At 64.1% G+C, this 13,801-nt stretch carries 18 protein-coding genes; 1 reads left to right on the top strand and 17 read right to left on the bottom strand.

Translation table 11 applies throughout. From position 1 onward, the window contains the following. Positions 1-8: 8 nt before the first annotated feature. Genes V2J18_RS07785 through V2J18_RS07770 form a run of 4 tightly spaced genes read right to left on the bottom strand, consistent with a single transcriptional unit; the run spans position 9 to position 3,880 of the window. On the bottom strand, positions 9-629 hold the full coding sequence (locus V2J18_RS07785) for a hypothetical protein (RefSeq protein WP_336131478.1): 621 nt from the start codon (positions 627-629) through the stop codon (positions 9-11). After that, positions 626-2,434 (bottom strand): phage tail protein, encoded by a 1,809-nt coding sequence (locus V2J18_RS07780; RefSeq protein WP_336131477.1) that lies wholly within the window; start codon positions 2,432-2,434, stop codon positions 626-628. The genes V2J18_RS07785 and V2J18_RS07780 overlap by 4 nt, the downstream gene beginning before the upstream one ends. Then, a complete protein-coding gene (locus V2J18_RS07775; protein ID WP_336131476.1) occupies positions 2,431-2,997 on the bottom strand; it encodes a phage tail protein I in 567 nt (188 codons plus the stop codon). Before V2J18_RS07775 ends, V2J18_RS07780 begins: the two co-directional genes overlap by 4 nt. Continuing rightward, positions 2,990-3,880, bottom strand: coding sequence for a baseplate assembly protein (locus V2J18_RS07770; RefSeq protein ID WP_336131475.1), 891 nt, complete (start codon positions 3,878-3,880; stop codon positions 2,990-2,992). Before V2J18_RS07770 ends, V2J18_RS07775 begins: the two co-directional genes overlap by 8 nt. Before the next feature lie 732 nt (positions 3,881-4,612). On the opposite strand from V2J18_RS07770, the gene V2J18_RS07765 reads away from it, so the two are divergent. Beyond that, positions 4,613-5,359, top strand: a complete 747-nt coding sequence (locus tag V2J18_RS07765) for a hypothetical protein (RefSeq protein ID WP_336131474.1) — start codon at positions 4,613-4,615, stop codon at positions 5,357-5,359. A gap of 64 nt (positions 5,360-5,423) precedes the next feature. Here the strand turns inward: V2J18_RS07765 and V2J18_RS07760 are convergent, their stop codons facing one another. The 13 genes from V2J18_RS07760 to V2J18_RS07700 all read right to left on the bottom strand — a co-directional run bounded on the left by V2J18_RS07760 (position 5,424) and on the right by V2J18_RS07700 (position 13,696). Continuing rightward, complete coding sequence (locus V2J18_RS07760) at positions 5,424-5,570, bottom strand: hypothetical protein (RefSeq protein ID WP_336131473.1); 147 nt, start codon at positions 5,568-5,570, stop codon at positions 5,424-5,426. 79 nt (positions 5,571-5,649) lie between these two features. Next, complete coding sequence (locus tag V2J18_RS07755) at positions 5,650-7,335, bottom strand: sensor domain-containing diguanylate cyclase (protein ID WP_336131472.1); 1,686 nt, start codon at positions 7,333-7,335, stop codon at positions 5,650-5,652. Positions 7,336-7,436: 101 nt separating this feature from the next. Further along, positions 7,437-7,901, bottom strand: coding sequence for a phage virion morphogenesis protein (locus tag V2J18_RS07750; RefSeq protein WP_336131471.1), 465 nt, complete (start codon positions 7,899-7,901; stop codon positions 7,437-7,439). Beyond that, positions 7,898-8,320: a phage tail protein gene (locus V2J18_RS07745; protein ID WP_336131470.1), complete on the bottom strand. Its 423-nt coding sequence runs from the start codon at positions 8,318-8,320 to the stop codon at positions 7,898-7,900. Before V2J18_RS07745 ends, V2J18_RS07750 begins: the two co-directional genes overlap by 4 nt. After that, positions 8,317-8,745: a hypothetical protein gene (locus V2J18_RS07740; RefSeq protein WP_336133077.1), complete on the bottom strand. Its 429-nt coding sequence runs from the start codon at positions 8,743-8,745 to the stop codon at positions 8,317-8,319. The genes V2J18_RS07745 and V2J18_RS07740 overlap by 4 nt, the downstream gene beginning before the upstream one ends. Positions 8,746-8,837: 92 nt before the next feature. Then, positions 8,838-9,476 (bottom strand): glycoside hydrolase family 19 protein, encoded by a 639-nt coding sequence (locus V2J18_RS07735; protein WP_336133076.1) that lies wholly within the window; start codon positions 9,474-9,476, stop codon positions 8,838-8,840. Then, a complete protein-coding gene (locus V2J18_RS07730) occupies positions 9,466-9,885 on the bottom strand; it encodes a hypothetical protein (RefSeq protein ID WP_336131469.1) in 420 nt (139 codons plus the stop codon). The genes V2J18_RS07735 and V2J18_RS07730 overlap by 11 nt, the downstream gene beginning before the upstream one ends. Further along, positions 9,882-10,280 (bottom strand): hypothetical protein, encoded by a 399-nt coding sequence (locus V2J18_RS07725; RefSeq protein ID WP_336131468.1) that lies wholly within the window; start codon positions 10,278-10,280, stop codon positions 9,882-9,884. Before V2J18_RS07725 ends, V2J18_RS07730 begins: the two co-directional genes overlap by 4 nt. 8 nt (positions 10,281-10,288) lie before the next feature. After that, positions 10,289-10,492 (bottom strand): tail protein X, encoded by a 204-nt coding sequence (locus tag V2J18_RS07720; protein WP_425605965.1) that lies wholly within the window; start codon positions 10,490-10,492, stop codon positions 10,289-10,291. Between the two features lie 5 nt (positions 10,493-10,497). Next, on the bottom strand, positions 10,498-10,971 hold the full coding sequence (locus V2J18_RS07715) for a head completion/stabilization protein (protein WP_336131466.1): 474 nt from the start codon (positions 10,969-10,971) through the stop codon (positions 10,498-10,500). Between the two features lie 114 nt (positions 10,972-11,085). Then, complete coding sequence (locus V2J18_RS07710) at positions 11,086-11,820, bottom strand: phage terminase small subunit (RefSeq protein ID WP_336131465.1); 735 nt, start codon at positions 11,818-11,820, stop codon at positions 11,086-11,088. A 3-nt stretch (positions 11,821-11,823) separates the two neighbouring features. Beyond that, positions 11,824-12,831: a phage major capsid protein, P2 family gene (locus V2J18_RS07705; protein WP_336131464.1), complete on the bottom strand. Its 1,008-nt coding sequence runs from the start codon at positions 12,829-12,831 to the stop codon at positions 11,824-11,826. Positions 12,832-12,883: 52 nt separating this feature from the next. Continuing rightward, on the bottom strand, positions 12,884-13,696 hold the full coding sequence (locus tag V2J18_RS07700; RefSeq protein ID WP_336131463.1) for a GPO family capsid scaffolding protein: 813 nt from the start codon (positions 13,694-13,696) through the stop codon (positions 12,884-12,886). Positions 13,697-13,801 lie beyond the last annotated feature (105 nt).

Below are 13,801 nucleotides of genomic sequence, written 5' to 3'. Positions count from 1 at the left end.
ACGATGCGTTAACCGTCAGCGGCGACCGTGCAATAGAACGCCATTTGCTTATCCATCCAAATGCGGCCGTCCTGTCGGCGACGAATCTGCGCACGCACGGTGCGATTGGCCGACGCCTGCCGCCCGTTGGACGCGCTTACCGTCAGCGAGACGAATCGCAGTTCTGTCAGCGGCAACCATTGATCGAGGGTGACATTGAGATAGCCGCCGCTGTCCGCGTAGATCAGCGAAAACAGAATGTCGTAATCACCAGGGCGCGAACGCGCCCACGTTCCTGTGCCGCTGCCGCCGCCGGTTTCCGATTGCCAGAACGTCGAGCCGTCCGAGCGAAAGGAAAACGACGCCGTGGCTTTGGCGCTGGGATAGCCCACGTCCGACGCAACGAGACGGCCGCCCCAACCGCCATCACTGACGTAAGACGCCGTGCCTTTCGCAGCCCAAAGGCGGGCCACGTCTACGCCGCCACTGCGCCGATTCACGTCGGCGCGCTGCGCGCCGTACTGGATATGCGCATACCGTAGCGGCGTGCCGTCGATACGCCGCAGAAATCCAGCCGTGGGGCCATCGCCGTTCAAATCGGGGTCAAACAGGTCATCAAACGAGACGCCGCCGCTACGGTGACCGGTCATCTGGCGCCCTCCGACAGCGACATGACCCGCTCACGAAACGCGGCGAACTCGCTCCTGAGTGTGTCCAGGCTATCGCGTACCTTCGCCAATTCCGCGCGGTCGTCGCGAGCGTTCGCGGCCAACTGCTGAACACTCACAATGACCGGCGGCATCAACTGGGAATACTGCACGGTCGCGTAACGCTCGCCGTCGATCACCAAACCGTCATCATTGACCGCTTCGGGCAAGACGCCGCGCAACTGCTCGGCCAGGACGAACAAACGCAGGCGATCATCGCGGTTATAGAAATCCCGATAGCGACCGATCCGCGTCACGATTCGTTCCACCTCGGCTAACCCATAGGGCAGCGGCTTTAGATCGCGCTTGAGCCGGTACGAGGAACCATCGTCAAAGCCGCCGTTGGCCGTAATCGAACCCCACGGCGTGATTGTCACTACGTCCCCCCCGCCATTGAATAGGGCGACTCGATCGCCGTGCGCATAGAGCGCCCAGTCGCGATTGGAATCACGGTCACGCAGGTAGTAGGCGGCGGCGCCGCCCGTCAAATGGATTGATCCCGGCGACGGAGTACCGAGGTTGGCTTTGCCGTTCGGATTGAAGTTTCCGCCGTGCCACAGGTCATAACGATTGCCCGTATTCGACCACAGCGTGAGCGAAGTCCCGCCTTCGTAGACGATGGCGATCGCATCCGCGCCGCTGCGGTGGAAACCGATGCGCGGAAAGCTGGTGTTGGTGGTTTTCAATTCCAGATGGCCGGTGTTGTAGGCACTTCCATCGGGCGGCGGGCTATCGCGCGTGAGTATCAGGCGCCCCCAAATCTCGCCACCCGTGACACCGACCTTGTTGGCCAGTGCGGTTTCCAACCCGCTCACACGGGCGATAGGTAGCGCCGGGATACGCTCGGGCGCGAACACACCGGACGTGATGTCGCTGGCCGAATGCGGGTGCGGCTTGGGCTTGAAGTCGTCCGGCTTGTTCGTCACCTCATCGAACGTCGGATTTCGGCTCGCCGTGTCGGGCACGCCGTCCAGATCGGCCCACGCGTGCCGGTGCTTCTTGGCCGTGAACTCGCCGGGAACGTTGGTCAGGTTGTCGAAGTTGCGGTAGTACGCGCCGTGTTCGCCGTCGAGCTTGTCGGCGTCTAAGCCCTTGCCGGCGCCTTCGTCGCGTACCGCGGCATTGCCCAGGCCCAGCGCAGCGCGTAGCAGTAGTGCGCTTGCAGCGTTCAGAATCGACTTCACGAACGGCGACGGCGCAGCGTCACCCAGGCGTGCATCCATCGCCGCTTTCACACCGTCCGGCGTCATCGCGCGAGTGCGATCAGTCCCCGCGACCGCTTCGACGCGGTCGGCCAATTCCACGACGCCTTGCACGGTCTCGGTTGCGGGCGGGTTGAGCCACACCGTATCGCCGAACACCAACTGCGACACGTCGATGCGCTGGAATCGAACGTCTGCCGTTAGCAACAGCGACACGGCCGCGTCTTTGTTCATCAACACGTCGGGATGACTGTAGACCGCAAACAAGGTGCCATCGTCCAGATACAAGCCGAACGCGCGGATGCTGTACGCCTCGGGGCCGTCGTCGCGGATCGACAGATGCAATGTGTCCTTGGCGACTGCGGCGCCGCCGAACGTCGTCAGGCGCTTGAACTCGCCCGGTAGAGTGGTCAGATTGGGCGCGGCGGCGAAGCTAGCGGCCGACAATCCGATATGCGTCAGGCTTACCGCACGGGTGCCCGTGTTGGACGAATTGACCAACGCACGAAAGCCGGCATCGGTGACAGTGATAAACAGGCCGCTCACGGGCTGGGGGTCTCCTCGGGTTCGATGGCGGTCAACTGGATTCGGCGATAGGCCGCGACACGGCCGGCGGCGACGACGCCGACCCCGCCGGTCGCATAAGCGCCTTGGGTGAACGTGAAGTGGCTGCGCACGGGCTTGGTGCGCTCGATCTCTGCGATTACGTCGGCGATGAATTCCAGGCTCGGCGGTGCGCCGCCGTCGCCGGCAATCGTCAGGTTCACGTCGAACGTGTGCGGTCGCCCCTTGGGCTCCATCTGCCACCATTCGCGTAGCACAACGGCGCCGCCGAACGCGGCGACGACTTCGCGCACGCTTTGCGCGGTGCCCTTACGCCGCTGAATCTCGGTCGCGGCGCGCACACGGGCGCGTTTGATGTGTTCCGGCCAGTAGGGTTTCCACGAATCAATCGAGCGCTCCCAGGCCAGCCACGGCAGGATTTTCAGCGGGCAGCGCATCGGGTCGCGCAGTTCGCGCAATGGGATCGGCACAAACGCAATCGCCGCATTCGTGGCCGCCAGGGCACGCATCAGCGGCGATGCGTTCGGCGGTAACAGATCACTCATCGATCCCGCCCACGCGAATATCAACGAGCGTGCAATGAGCGGCCTGCGTCCGATCGATCACCACATCAGCGGTGGGTGAATGCAACAAGACGCGCTGCACGCCTTCGGAATGCAGGACGGAATACAGCCCGGATTGCGGCACGTCGCGGCCCAGGCGGTGCGACTGTTCGATGTAGCTGTGCAGCCGTCGCAGCGATTCATCAATCACCATCGACGAATCGGGGCCGGCGTGGGTGTAGACCGTCGCGCGAACCTCAAACGGCACGATGCGCGCCGACTGAACTTGCACGTAATCGGTTAACGGGCGGATGCGATCATCGGTCAGCACGCGTTCGACAGCGCGCACCAGCGCAGGGGACGCCGTGCCGTCGCCGTGACGTGCGAGGACGGTCACTACTACCTCGCCTGGTGCCGGGCTGGTCGCGCTGGCGTCCAACACGTCGGGATCGGCGCTCAACGCGTGGAAAATGTACGCGCCTTCGGGGCCAGCGACCGAAAAACCTTCGGGTGCGAGTTGGATGCGGCGACGAAAGTCCGCATCGCTCTCGTAGGTAGGCGGAATCCCGCGCTCCGGTTCGCCGGGATCAATGATGTACCGCAGCAGACTATCGCGGGCCGCGATGTGATCCAGATCGGCGCCGACCGCATAGGCCAGCATCCCGGCTTTGGCCGCGTCGTTGACGCGCTGGCGCCAGCCGATTTCGCGATAAGCGTTTTCCTGCAATAAGACCATTGCAGGATCGGAGTCGGTCAGTTCGGTGTATGCGGGAAAGCGCTTGCGGAAGTCGGCGACGCGCTCCGCCAGGACGGTTTCGTATTCCAGCGACTCCACCACCAGCGGCGGCGGCAAGCGCGACAAATCGACGGCGGTAAAGGTGGACACGCGCGGCCCCGTATGAACTACCGACAGGCTCGCGCGCGCACGACAATTTCCTGAGTGATTGCAAGCGTGTAAGCGGCTTTCACGGTCTCATGGCATGAGACGGCCGGGCGTAGACTCGCGCCGTAGACATCCAGCGGTGACGACATGCGACAGGAACCGCGAAACCCCTACCTTGAATCCGATCTCCTCGAACTGACTGAGCGCTTACTAGCACGGTCAAGAGAGTTGGGCGAGCGCGTCACGCGCGCACCGCAAGAGCGGCTGGACTTGGTACGCGATACGCGGTGGCTTCTTTGCGCGGCTGCGCGTGTTATCGACGCGAGCGAGTACGTGCCGAGTAACCCCGAATACCTTGTGACGAAGCAAGATCGCGGAGCGCTACCGGACGCCTACATGCGGTGGCATACAGCGCATGTACGCAGTTCGCGGTGGCAGACCTATATGCGCGCCGCTGATTTGACGCTGGGGAAGCACCGCGACGCATGGCGGGTAGACGTCCGAATCAACGGCGAAAAGCCCGACGACTTGGCTTCACGGGATGACGAAGGTCTGGCGGCCGTCTTAGCTGAACTGGCGAAGTTGCCGAGTTGGGGCTACAGGCGGCGGGCGAAATAGAGCTCACGCCACGCCCAGGCGGCAAATAACTTTCATCAAAAAGTGGTCATTGCGGAGCAATTGAACTTGCAGCACGATCAACTCGCCGGCCAATCGGCACCGCGCACAGGAGCGCACATGAACCAGCCAATCGCGACACCCGACGTATCAACAGAGATTGAATCTCGTCCTCAGTGGTCTGCCATGCCAAGCATTAACGAATTGATGAACGATGTTGCGTTTAACGACAAGCAGTCGTTTAACCGAAGCGTTGGCGCGAGAATACAAAGAGGGGCAACCCAGTTTGCCGTCGCTTGCAGCCCCGGCGTGCTTGGCGTTTACGCGGGCGGCGCGCTGCATGTTCTTTACGGCGTCGAAAAGGAAACGCTGCGCCCGTATGTGCTCGCTTCTGCCGCGTGGGTGGCCGCAGGTGCCGTTGTCGGATTGGCGGCGCTGGCTCGGGAAGCGTACCGGGCGCGCGAGTACGGCTGGCTCACGATTACCGACGTGCAAGCTAATGTAATGGATGACTACCGAGCATTGGACGAAATCACTTTGCACCGCCTCGCACCGGTTCCGTTGCTTCAGTTGGAAGAGGCGAAGATCGATTTATCCGCACAATCGGTGCGCGCAACCTCTAGAGCGCAGATGGTGGGGTTCACAACAGCGGCGATGACTAGCGCTTTGAATCTGGCTGCGAGTGCATTGGGTTTCACCTCGCCGCCTTACGTCGTGACTCTCATTGCCGCGTTACTTGTCGGCTTTGGTTTTGGCGGCGCGCTGTACTTCGGAACAAAATCGCATTTTGATCGTGTTGGCGACATTCTCAGCAAGGCCATCTTGCGCGCAAAAGACCGGAAAACGCCGAAAGCGCTTGACGTGTGATGACAGCGCACGACGCGGCGCCCGGCCGTTAGGCCGGGCGTCCTCTACCTCAATCTCTACGCCGTCAGGGTGCGCGTAAGGCGTGCGATGCCTGCGACAGCGCGGCGTGCGCTTCGGGGTGCAGATCGGCCGGGCTGTTGGGCGGGGCGCAAGCGGTGCAGATCAGCGCGAACAGCGCGGCGGCGAGAGCAAGGGTCATTTTGCGTTTCATGGCGTACTCAGTCAGGCGGATGGAACTTTCAGAATAGTGAAGCGCGCTGGGCGGACTGAGACGCCGCGCTCTGTTCCGCTCAAGCGGTAAAGGGCTGCGTAGGCGTTTCCAGATAGCACCCGGTGACCCGGCCGCGTCCTTGCGCCTTGCTTTGATACAGGGCGATATCGGCGCGGCGCAACAGCGCCCCCAATGTCTCGCCCTCTCGGAGTTGTGCAACCCCCATGCTAATACCGATCTCCAGCCGGCGCCCGTCGATGGATATCGGGGAGCCGGACACAGCACCGCGCACATGCTCAGCGATCAACACCGCTTCATCCAGCGTAGCCCCCGGCAAGCCCACCAGCATTTCATCGCCGCCGTAGCGGCCAAACACGTCGAACGGGCGAAGGCGATTCAGTGTCCGCAGCGCCACAATGCGCAGCACTTCATCGCCGGTCGCGTGGCCGTTGTCGTCGTTGACACGCTTGAAGTGATCGATATCGAAGAACACGACGGACAGCGGACGGCCCGTCGCGTGCGCCGCCTCGGCCGCCGCCTGCATCGCATCGTCCAGCGCGCTCCGCGTGAGCACGCCCGTCAATCCGTCGTGCGTCGCACGATGGCGGGCCGTTTCATTTTCGCGCCGGAGCTGCCGCAGCTTGTCGGTCATTCCGAACAGCAGACCCAAGCCGCCAACGGTCATGGTAAACGGGAGTGCGAACTCCACCCAATCGAAGATCGGCAGCCAGCCTTGCAAGCCGCCGACCCGTATCGCGGCCACGATCATTAGCGGCGTCCATGCCAGCAGCAAGAAAAACGCTTCGCGTTGCCGCATGTGCAGCGCATGAAGAATCGCTTTGAACACAGACACAATCGCGACCAGCAACGTCACGTTGCCAATCATCGCCGACGCATACCAAACGTGGACCGTAGAAACGGCAATCAACGCCAAGAACACGATGCTGCACGCGTTCAGTACCTTGGCGATACGCGGTTGAAGCGGCGGGATACTCAGGAAGAACATCAAGAACCGGACGCTTGCGAGCGTGGCTATTGTGTTCAGCAGGATATTGGTTCGGTGGTCTTGCGCAACCGACACCAGCCACGAAGATTCGCGGACCTCGCCGCCCTCAATGGCGAGCGTTACGGCTTGGGCCGCCAAGGTGAGCGCCAGATAGGCATAGCCGCGCTGCCGCAGACTCACGCCAAAACCCAAGGCGAGGACCGCAACGATACTCAGGGACGTAAGCACGAAGGTTCGCGCGCGTCCGAACGTCATGTCCATACGATGCACATAGGCGGCCGATTCAATCGTGAACCGCGACGGCCTCACGTCAACCGCTTTCGCACGCAGATAAATCACATCACCTCGCCGTAATCCGTTCGGGAGCGGGATGACGTGAAACAGCGTGGAATGATTCAAATCCGCATCCGCGCCATAAGTGGCGCGACGTAGGGGGACGTGATCGCCAGGGCGCCAGACCTCTATCGCCTTTCGATAAGGCTGCGTCATCACCAGATTCGGCGCGAGCTGCTGCGGATAATCTCGGTGCGCGACGACGCGGAGCCATTGCGGCTCTTTACCCATGATGACGACATCGGCCGAAGGCACGGACTCGAAATGCTCTGCGGCTTCGCCGGCCAAGATGCGTTCAGCGGTGAAACCCGTGCCAGGGGCCAAGAACGATACTTCCAGCGCGGGCACGGGTGCAGCGCCGACCGTAGTCAGCGTGACCAGCAGCAAGCAAACGATGTGCATTGCACGACGCACGAAACGATCCATGTTCACCCGGCCCCTGTCTCACGTCGCGAGAATATCCGGCGCCCCGCTAGGGCGTCGGCGGCGCGGGTCACGCTTTCTCCGGGAAACTGTGCGGTGTGTCGCTAAATTGCGTCGGTACAGCCGGCTAGATGGGCCACCAGCCGTTCGCGGAGCCGGTCGCGGTCGGCGGGGCTGAACCCGAGTAGCTGGCGCCGGGCGTAGCGCGCCAGGGCGCCGCCAGGGCGAACGGCATCGATTCCGCCGTCTTGGTGAACGCGGGCGATTCGGGCGACACGGCCGGTGTAGCCGACGCGCACCCCGCCGCCCTCCACCGTGGCTTTCAGGTGTCGGGCTTGTCGGATGCGCTGGAACATCGCGCGACGGCGGATGCGTCCGCCGCGCTCATCGTGCAAACGTCTGCGCGGTGTGTAGGCGCTGCCATCGGGGTTTTGCTGTCGTGCGATGCGCTGTTGTTGCGAGCGGCGAAGATCGAGCGCCAGGGCGCGCAGCAGGCCGCGCCGCGCCGCCGGGGACAATGCCGCGACCAGCGGCGCGGCCCACTGCTCTAACGCCTCAAGATCGCTCACGGCTCCCAAACCGTCACGTCGAATTTCGGCTCAGGCCACGGCGTCACCTGTTCCGCGCCGTTTGCGTCCACCGTCACGCCGATTCGCTCGCGCAGCGGCAGGCGAATTTGCACGTCCGCGCGTTCGTGGTCGATCACGTCCACCTCAAACGCCAGTTCGCCCCAGCGGTCGGGATGCGCGATCAAGTCCAGTTGATTGATGCGCACCCAACGCAGCACGGCCAGGAACAGCCGTGCCGCGTCGCCGACGAAATCAACCAGCACCAGCGACAACCGGTAACGCAGTTCAAACGAGTCATTGGGCTGTTCGGTACTAATCAGACTGCCGTCTTCCACGAACACCAGCATGCGTTCGGGATCGGTCGCCAGCTCGGGCATTGCAGCCGCCAGATGCGCGCGCAGGCTCGCCGGCTTGTTCATCGGGTGCAGTGCTCGACCAGGGCGCGCACGTATTCCTGCAGGCCCGTTACTTGTTCGGCGTTTTCGTGGGCGGCGGCGTAGTTGTCGGCGACAGCGGCGGCGACATCAGAGAGCGCAACACCTTCGGCGGGCGCATCAGGGTTTCCGGCGGCTGGGCCGGCGGGTTGGTTCGTGGCAGCGGCGTCGTGCAGGCGCACAAAGCCGACAGGCACAGCGCAAGCAGCATCAGCAGTCGGAGTGACATAGACGGGAATCTCACGGGTAATGACTTGGGCGTTTTCGCGCACGACTTGCACGCGGTCCACATAGCGCACTTCGATGCGTGCCTCGGCGCGGGCCAGATCGCGGGCCGCCTCGGCGGCGACGCGGGCGCGGTCGGCGCGCTCGGCGCGTTCCTCGGCGGCATGCACGCGGGCGGTTTGCATTCCGGCATACGTGACGATCAGCGCCGCCAGGATCAGCAGCAGCGCGACCGCGCGGACGACAGGCCGCGCCAGCTCCCAGGCGAGCGACGGGCTCACGCGCCGATCCCGAACACGCGCAGCGCGTTTTTTGTGCGCGCCGCGCGGTCGGTCCAGCCGTTCGGAATGCGCGTGGTGTTGGTCCGGCCGAGATTGAGCTTGCGGCTCACGGCCAACGCATCGTTGCCGTCCGCCAGCAGGTTCAGGCCGCGCCCCGTCCAATACGCCGCCGCGATCTCGGCGCCGACCTCGACGCCGGCCGCGCGGTCGGGCTCAGCTTCCAGCGGAACACCGATCAAAACGCCGATCCAGCGGTAATTGTCGCGGCCGGTCAGATGGACGGGGCTGCGGCCCCGGAAGCGGTAGCCGTCGCCGCTGGCTTCGTCGCCGTTGCCGTTGCGGTTGGCATACGCGCGGTTGCCGATGCGCTCGGGCTGGCCTGCGTACTGTGCCGCGGTGGCCGGGCTGAAATAATCCTCGAACACTTCCAGTAGACGCGAAGCCGGGTAGTTCAGATTTTCTTCCAGGCGCAGCAGCCCGCCGCTTTCGTGCCCGACCTGGGCCAAGAAATGCGCAATGCGGCGCGGCGTGGTGATCGCGCGACGGTGCATGGCTGCCATAAGCGGTTCGTGCCAGCGCACGGCGCGAGCGTGCGGGCATTGCACGGCGGCGGCCAGTTGGGTTTCAGTGAACAGCATTGCGGCGTTTGCTCCGAAGCGACGGACGGGAAATACGGGGGTGACCGTGGGCGATGTAGCGCCACCACGGACACGGAACTTGCAGCGCCAGCAGGACGCACAGCGCGGCGCGCAGGGCGCGTTCGTGGTCGTGGATGGGGGCCACCCCTAGAACGGGCTGCAGGACGATCACGCCCGCGCCAGCGACGACGCAGACCAGCGCAACCAGGCGCACTAGGTAGCGAGCCAATCCGCCCAATGCGGCGCCGTCGATCGCGCGCACGCCACGGGCGCGAAACGTCGCCCAGGCGCCGCGCACAATGGCGCGGACGTTGGCGCGCACGTCGTCGTGCGTCGGCGTGTCCTTGAGCATCGCCAGCGCGGTCACCAGCGCGACCAGGGCCGTTAGCCAATCGGCGAAGGTCATTCCGGCTTGCCTCCGATTTCGCGCTTGATCCGTTCGGCCAGCGCATCGCCCACAACGGGAATCAGCGATTGCGAGAAGAACGCCACCAGCAGCGCCAGGGCCGGCGCCACGGGTTGCAGGAAGCCCAGGCCGGGCACGCTGGGTACGACGATGGCGACGCAGGCCGATACGGCGGCATAGGCCAACGCGAGCGCGTACAAACGCCAGCGCGTGCCGCCCGGCCGGTTCACCAGCAGGCCGCAGGCGACCCCGGCAAACGCCATGAACAGCACGGCAGCGGGCACGCCGACGTGCGTCAGCGGCGAGGCCCAGGCCACGACGCCGGCCGACGTGGACGCGGCGGCGGTGCCGCTCAGAACGGGAATGGACAGCAGGGGTTCGGTCGGTGTCGTCACAGGGCGAATCAGTCCCAAAGCTGGATAAGGGGGCGGGCGTCGGGGGCGCGGGTTACGGGGTCAGGAAGATCCACCGGGGTTCCGTGCGGCAGCAGCGGCCCCAGGTCGGCGAGGCCGGGATTGGCGATCAAGGCGGCCTCTACAACGCCGGCCGTGCGCCCGAGCACGCGCCAACACAGCGCGTCCAGGGTTTCGCCCTGCACGGCGTACACGCGCACTAGATCAACTCAACGACGGTGCGCGTCTGGCCGTTGATATCGCTCACGGCCCAGGACGCATTGCGGCGCCACGTATCCGCGCCGGGCTCTTGATCCTCGGCGCGACGCTGGCCGCTGTCGGTGCTGTCGAAGTCGCGATAGCGTTCGATCACATCGGCTTTCAACAAACACGCCACGGCGCGGCGGTACAGCACCGCCAGCCGCGATTCGCCGTCGATGCGCGAGGACGGCACCGCCAGCAGCGAAGCGAATCCCGCGCCTTGGTGACCGGCGCGGAATTCGCGCAAACGGGCGTTGACGGTCAAGGCCGCATCCTTCGCCAGCTCGCGCAGGCGGTCGGTGGGCACGGTGCCATCGATGCGGCCAGCAAGCCGCAGCGACGACAACGACAGATCGGGAAACCAGCCGTCGTTTTGCAGGGTGTCGGATTCCGGCGCGGCCTTGGCGGGCGCGGCGGCGATAAAAGCGCTCATATCGGGTCCAGGTAAAACGGCGGTGGGGGGCGGGAGCGATAGGGGGAGAGAGACCCGCGCTCCCGCCCCGCCGCCGTGGCGCGGGTGGGCGACTCGGGATGACCGGGGCCGGCGTTACGAACGGCGTTTGCGGCGCTTCGCAACGCCCGGCGACCCGGACGTGGTAAGGGGTGGTTTCAATGCGCGGTCCAAGCGCTCGATTTCTTTTTTGACGCCGACGCGGTCGTGCAATTTCAAAGCGCGACGCAGGTGTTCGCGGGCGGACTCGGCCCAGGCCACCGCCGCGCCGGCATACGGCGGGTCGCCGGCCTGCGCCATGTGCGCGATACCAAGCGCCTTGTGCAGCTTCGCCCGCACTTCGTCGGGCATGTCCGCATCGCGGGTCAATGCTTCGGCCTGGGTCAACACGTCCAGATCGAACGCCATGCCGGCACCCTGCTCATTCAACGCCGCGTCCGCGATTTCATCGCCGATGACGGTTGCGGTCGTGCGCTGGTAGTCGTCGGGCATTGCAAGATCGAACCGCAATGCATAGTCCGCGATGCGCAACGCTTCGCCGTAGTTGCCGGCGTCCATATGCCAGACCATGACCGTCATCAGCACCTTGTCCTGTCCGCCGCGACCGCCTTGCAACACGCCGTCAATCCACGGCGCGTACTCGGGCAGAATCCGACGCTTCATCTCCACCTTGCGTTCAACCGACTGCAAGGTTTTGAGCCGGCGCCGATGCTCGGCCAACTGCATGAGCATCAGCTCATACGCGGTCGCGTCGATGGGTTCGCCGTGCGCCGTCGAAGCGGACGCCTCGGCGGCGCGCACGCGCAGGAAGTGTGCTTTTGCGAGCGACATCGATCAGCGCACAAGTTCGATGTTTTCGACCAGACAGCCGGCGCCGAAATCCTCGACCACATACGCCTCGTTGGACGATTCGTAATTCTCGATGCAATCGCGTTCCGGCACGTCCTTGAAATAGCGGCGGCGGGCGCTCTCTTGGTAGTAGATGGACAGGTTTTTAAGCGGGGTGATAAACATCGCGTTATCGGGCATGAACGGCACCTGCGCCGCCGGCTTGCCGCCCACTTCCTGCCGGCTCATCACGATATCGGCCGAAAGCTGTTCACTCGGCGCCTGATTGGTGTTCACCAACGGGAAATACTTACGGTGAAGCAAGTCCGCGCCCAGGATCACGACGAGACCGCCGGCCTTTTGGTGCCACGGATCGATCAGCCCATGCACCACATCCATGACGGCGGCGTCCAGATTGGCGAAATCGCCGCCCGCACCGATAGTGATCTTGCCCGGGGTCTTGCCTTCCTTGAGCACGCGGGCTGGCGCTTGGTCGCGGTAGTGCTGCAACCAACCCTTGTTCACGTCCTCAAGGTTCGGAAATTTGCCCAGGTCGGTATCCGGCGCGGCATGCGTACCGTTGAAGCCGATAGAAATGCGGTCCAGCGCACAGCGGGTCAGCACCGCATCGCGGCACATCGCCTGAAAGTTCGGGAACTTCGCCCAGGCGTCCAGCTTCGCGTACTTCAGATGGGTATCGAAATTGGTCTTCTGGCATTCGTAGCCGCCGATATCCATCGAAGTCGGATCGCGGGTCGTGCGCGTGCGCAGATTGGTATCGGTGCGACTGGCGACAGGCGCGCCGATGCCGAGACCGATCTTTTCGCCCTTGATCTCGTCCACCGGCATGACGTTGATGGACTTAAGGAACGAAGAACTTTCTTGCATGCGCGCTTCCATCTTCTGTTGCACGCTGGGAGACACGTTGAAGCTCTTGTAGGGGTCGCCGGTGTTGTTGAGCTTCGCCACCTGGGAAATGTACTGGTCGAATCGCAGTCGGGTATTGCAGAGCATGGGGTTCCGCTTATTTGGGTTGACGTAGGGGCGTGCGGTCGTGCGGTCCCGATCAGCAGTCAGTCAGATCGCCACCGCCGCCGCCGATGGCGACCGGGCGCGCAGGGGCACCGTTCGGCGTGCTGTCCAGCAGGCCGCGCAGTTCGGCGAACTGGGTTTCGGTCTCGGTCCGCAACTGCGCCAGGGCGTCACGGGCGGCCGTTGCGATGCGGTCGGTATCGGCGGCGGCCTGGGCCACCGTCTCGACCGCGCGATTCACGTCGGTAAAGCGCGCATCGTCGTTCGCGGCGCGGCGACCCAGCAGCGAGCGCACTTTGTTGAACAGCGATTCGCCCTGCGACGACGGTTCGTCGGTGTCGTCAAACGACAATTCGATAGGCTCGGCGACGGTGAAGATGTTGGCCGCGTTGAGCTTTCGACGGCTCAGGGCGGTATCGGGATTCGCAGCGGAAAACGACAGCGCTTCGGTGCCCAGGCTTGCAGGGCTGTCGGTCACGCCAAGGCCCACGAGATAGGCGCGGCCGGACTCGGCGAAGTCGGGATCAATCTCAACAGACGAGTACAGCCCGCGACCGCGTTTGTTGAGCGCGACCAACGAAGCGGACGGCGCAACCTGCGCGAACAGCGCCAACCGTTGTTCGCCGTCGATCACGACGGTATCGGTCTTCAGTGCCAGCACGTCGCCATACGCGCCGAACGGCGATTCCGGCGCCGCGCCTCGGATGTGTTCCAGCCAGATACGCGCGGCGTACTTGCTGCGGTCATAGGTCGCCGCGGCGTCCAGCAGCCATGACCGTTCGATGGTGCGCTTATCGCAGGTCTTGCCCTCGACTGCGACGCGAAAAAACTTGCTCTTGCCTGCCACGAATGACCCCGAACGAATTTGCTTTCGATGGATTCATGGTCGGCGGCACGCGCACTATGTCCAACGCATGCGCGTTGTGTAACGCGCTTACACCGTTCGCAAGAA

The organism is Lysobacter firmicutimachus, from assembly GCF_037027445.1.
GTDB classification, from domain to species: domain Bacteria; phylum Pseudomonadota; class Gammaproteobacteria; order Xanthomonadales; family Xanthomonadaceae; genus Lysobacter; species Lysobacter firmicutimachus.
This window is presented reverse-complemented; position numbering and strand designations above follow the sequence as displayed.

Coding starts and splice junctions, on each gene's coding strand:
- V2J18_RS07785 (WP_336131478.1), bottom strand. CDS start 629: ATGACCGGTCACCGTAGCGGCGGCGTCTCGTTTGATGACCTGTTTGAC.
- V2J18_RS07775 (WP_336131476.1), bottom strand. CDS start 2,997: ATGAGTGATCTGTTACCGCCGAACGCATCGCCGCTGATGCGTGCCCTG.
- V2J18_RS07765 (WP_336131474.1), top strand. CDS start 4,613: ATGAACCAGCCAATCGCGACACCCGACGTATCAACAGAGATTGAATCT.
- V2J18_RS07760 (WP_336131473.1), bottom strand. CDS start 5,570: ATGAAACGCAAAATGACCCTTGCTCTCGCCGCCGCGCTGTTCGCGCTG.
- V2J18_RS07755 (WP_336131472.1), bottom strand. CDS start 7,335: ATGGATCGTTTCGTGCGTCGTGCAATGCACATCGTTTGCTTGCTGCTG.
- V2J18_RS07745 (WP_336131470.1), bottom strand. CDS start 8,320: ATGAACAAGCCGGCGAGCCTGCGCGCGCATCTGGCGGCTGCAATGCCC.
- V2J18_RS07740 (WP_336133077.1), bottom strand. CDS start 8,745: ATGCAAACCGCCCGCGTGCATGCCGCCGAGGAACGCGCCGAGCGCGCC.
- V2J18_RS07730 (WP_336131469.1), bottom strand. CDS start 9,885: ATGACCTTCGCCGATTGGCTAACGGCCCTGGTCGCGCTGGTGACCGCG.
- V2J18_RS07715 (WP_336131466.1), bottom strand. CDS start 10,971: ATGAGCGCTTTTATCGCCGCCGCGCCCGCCAAGGCCGCGCCGGAATCC.
- V2J18_RS07710 (WP_336131465.1), bottom strand. CDS start 11,820: ATGTCGCTCGCAAAAGCACACTTCCTGCGCGTGCGCGCCGCCGAGGCG.
- V2J18_RS07705 (WP_336131464.1), bottom strand. CDS start 12,831: ATGCTCTGCAATACCCGACTGCGATTCGACCAGTACATTTCCCAGGTG.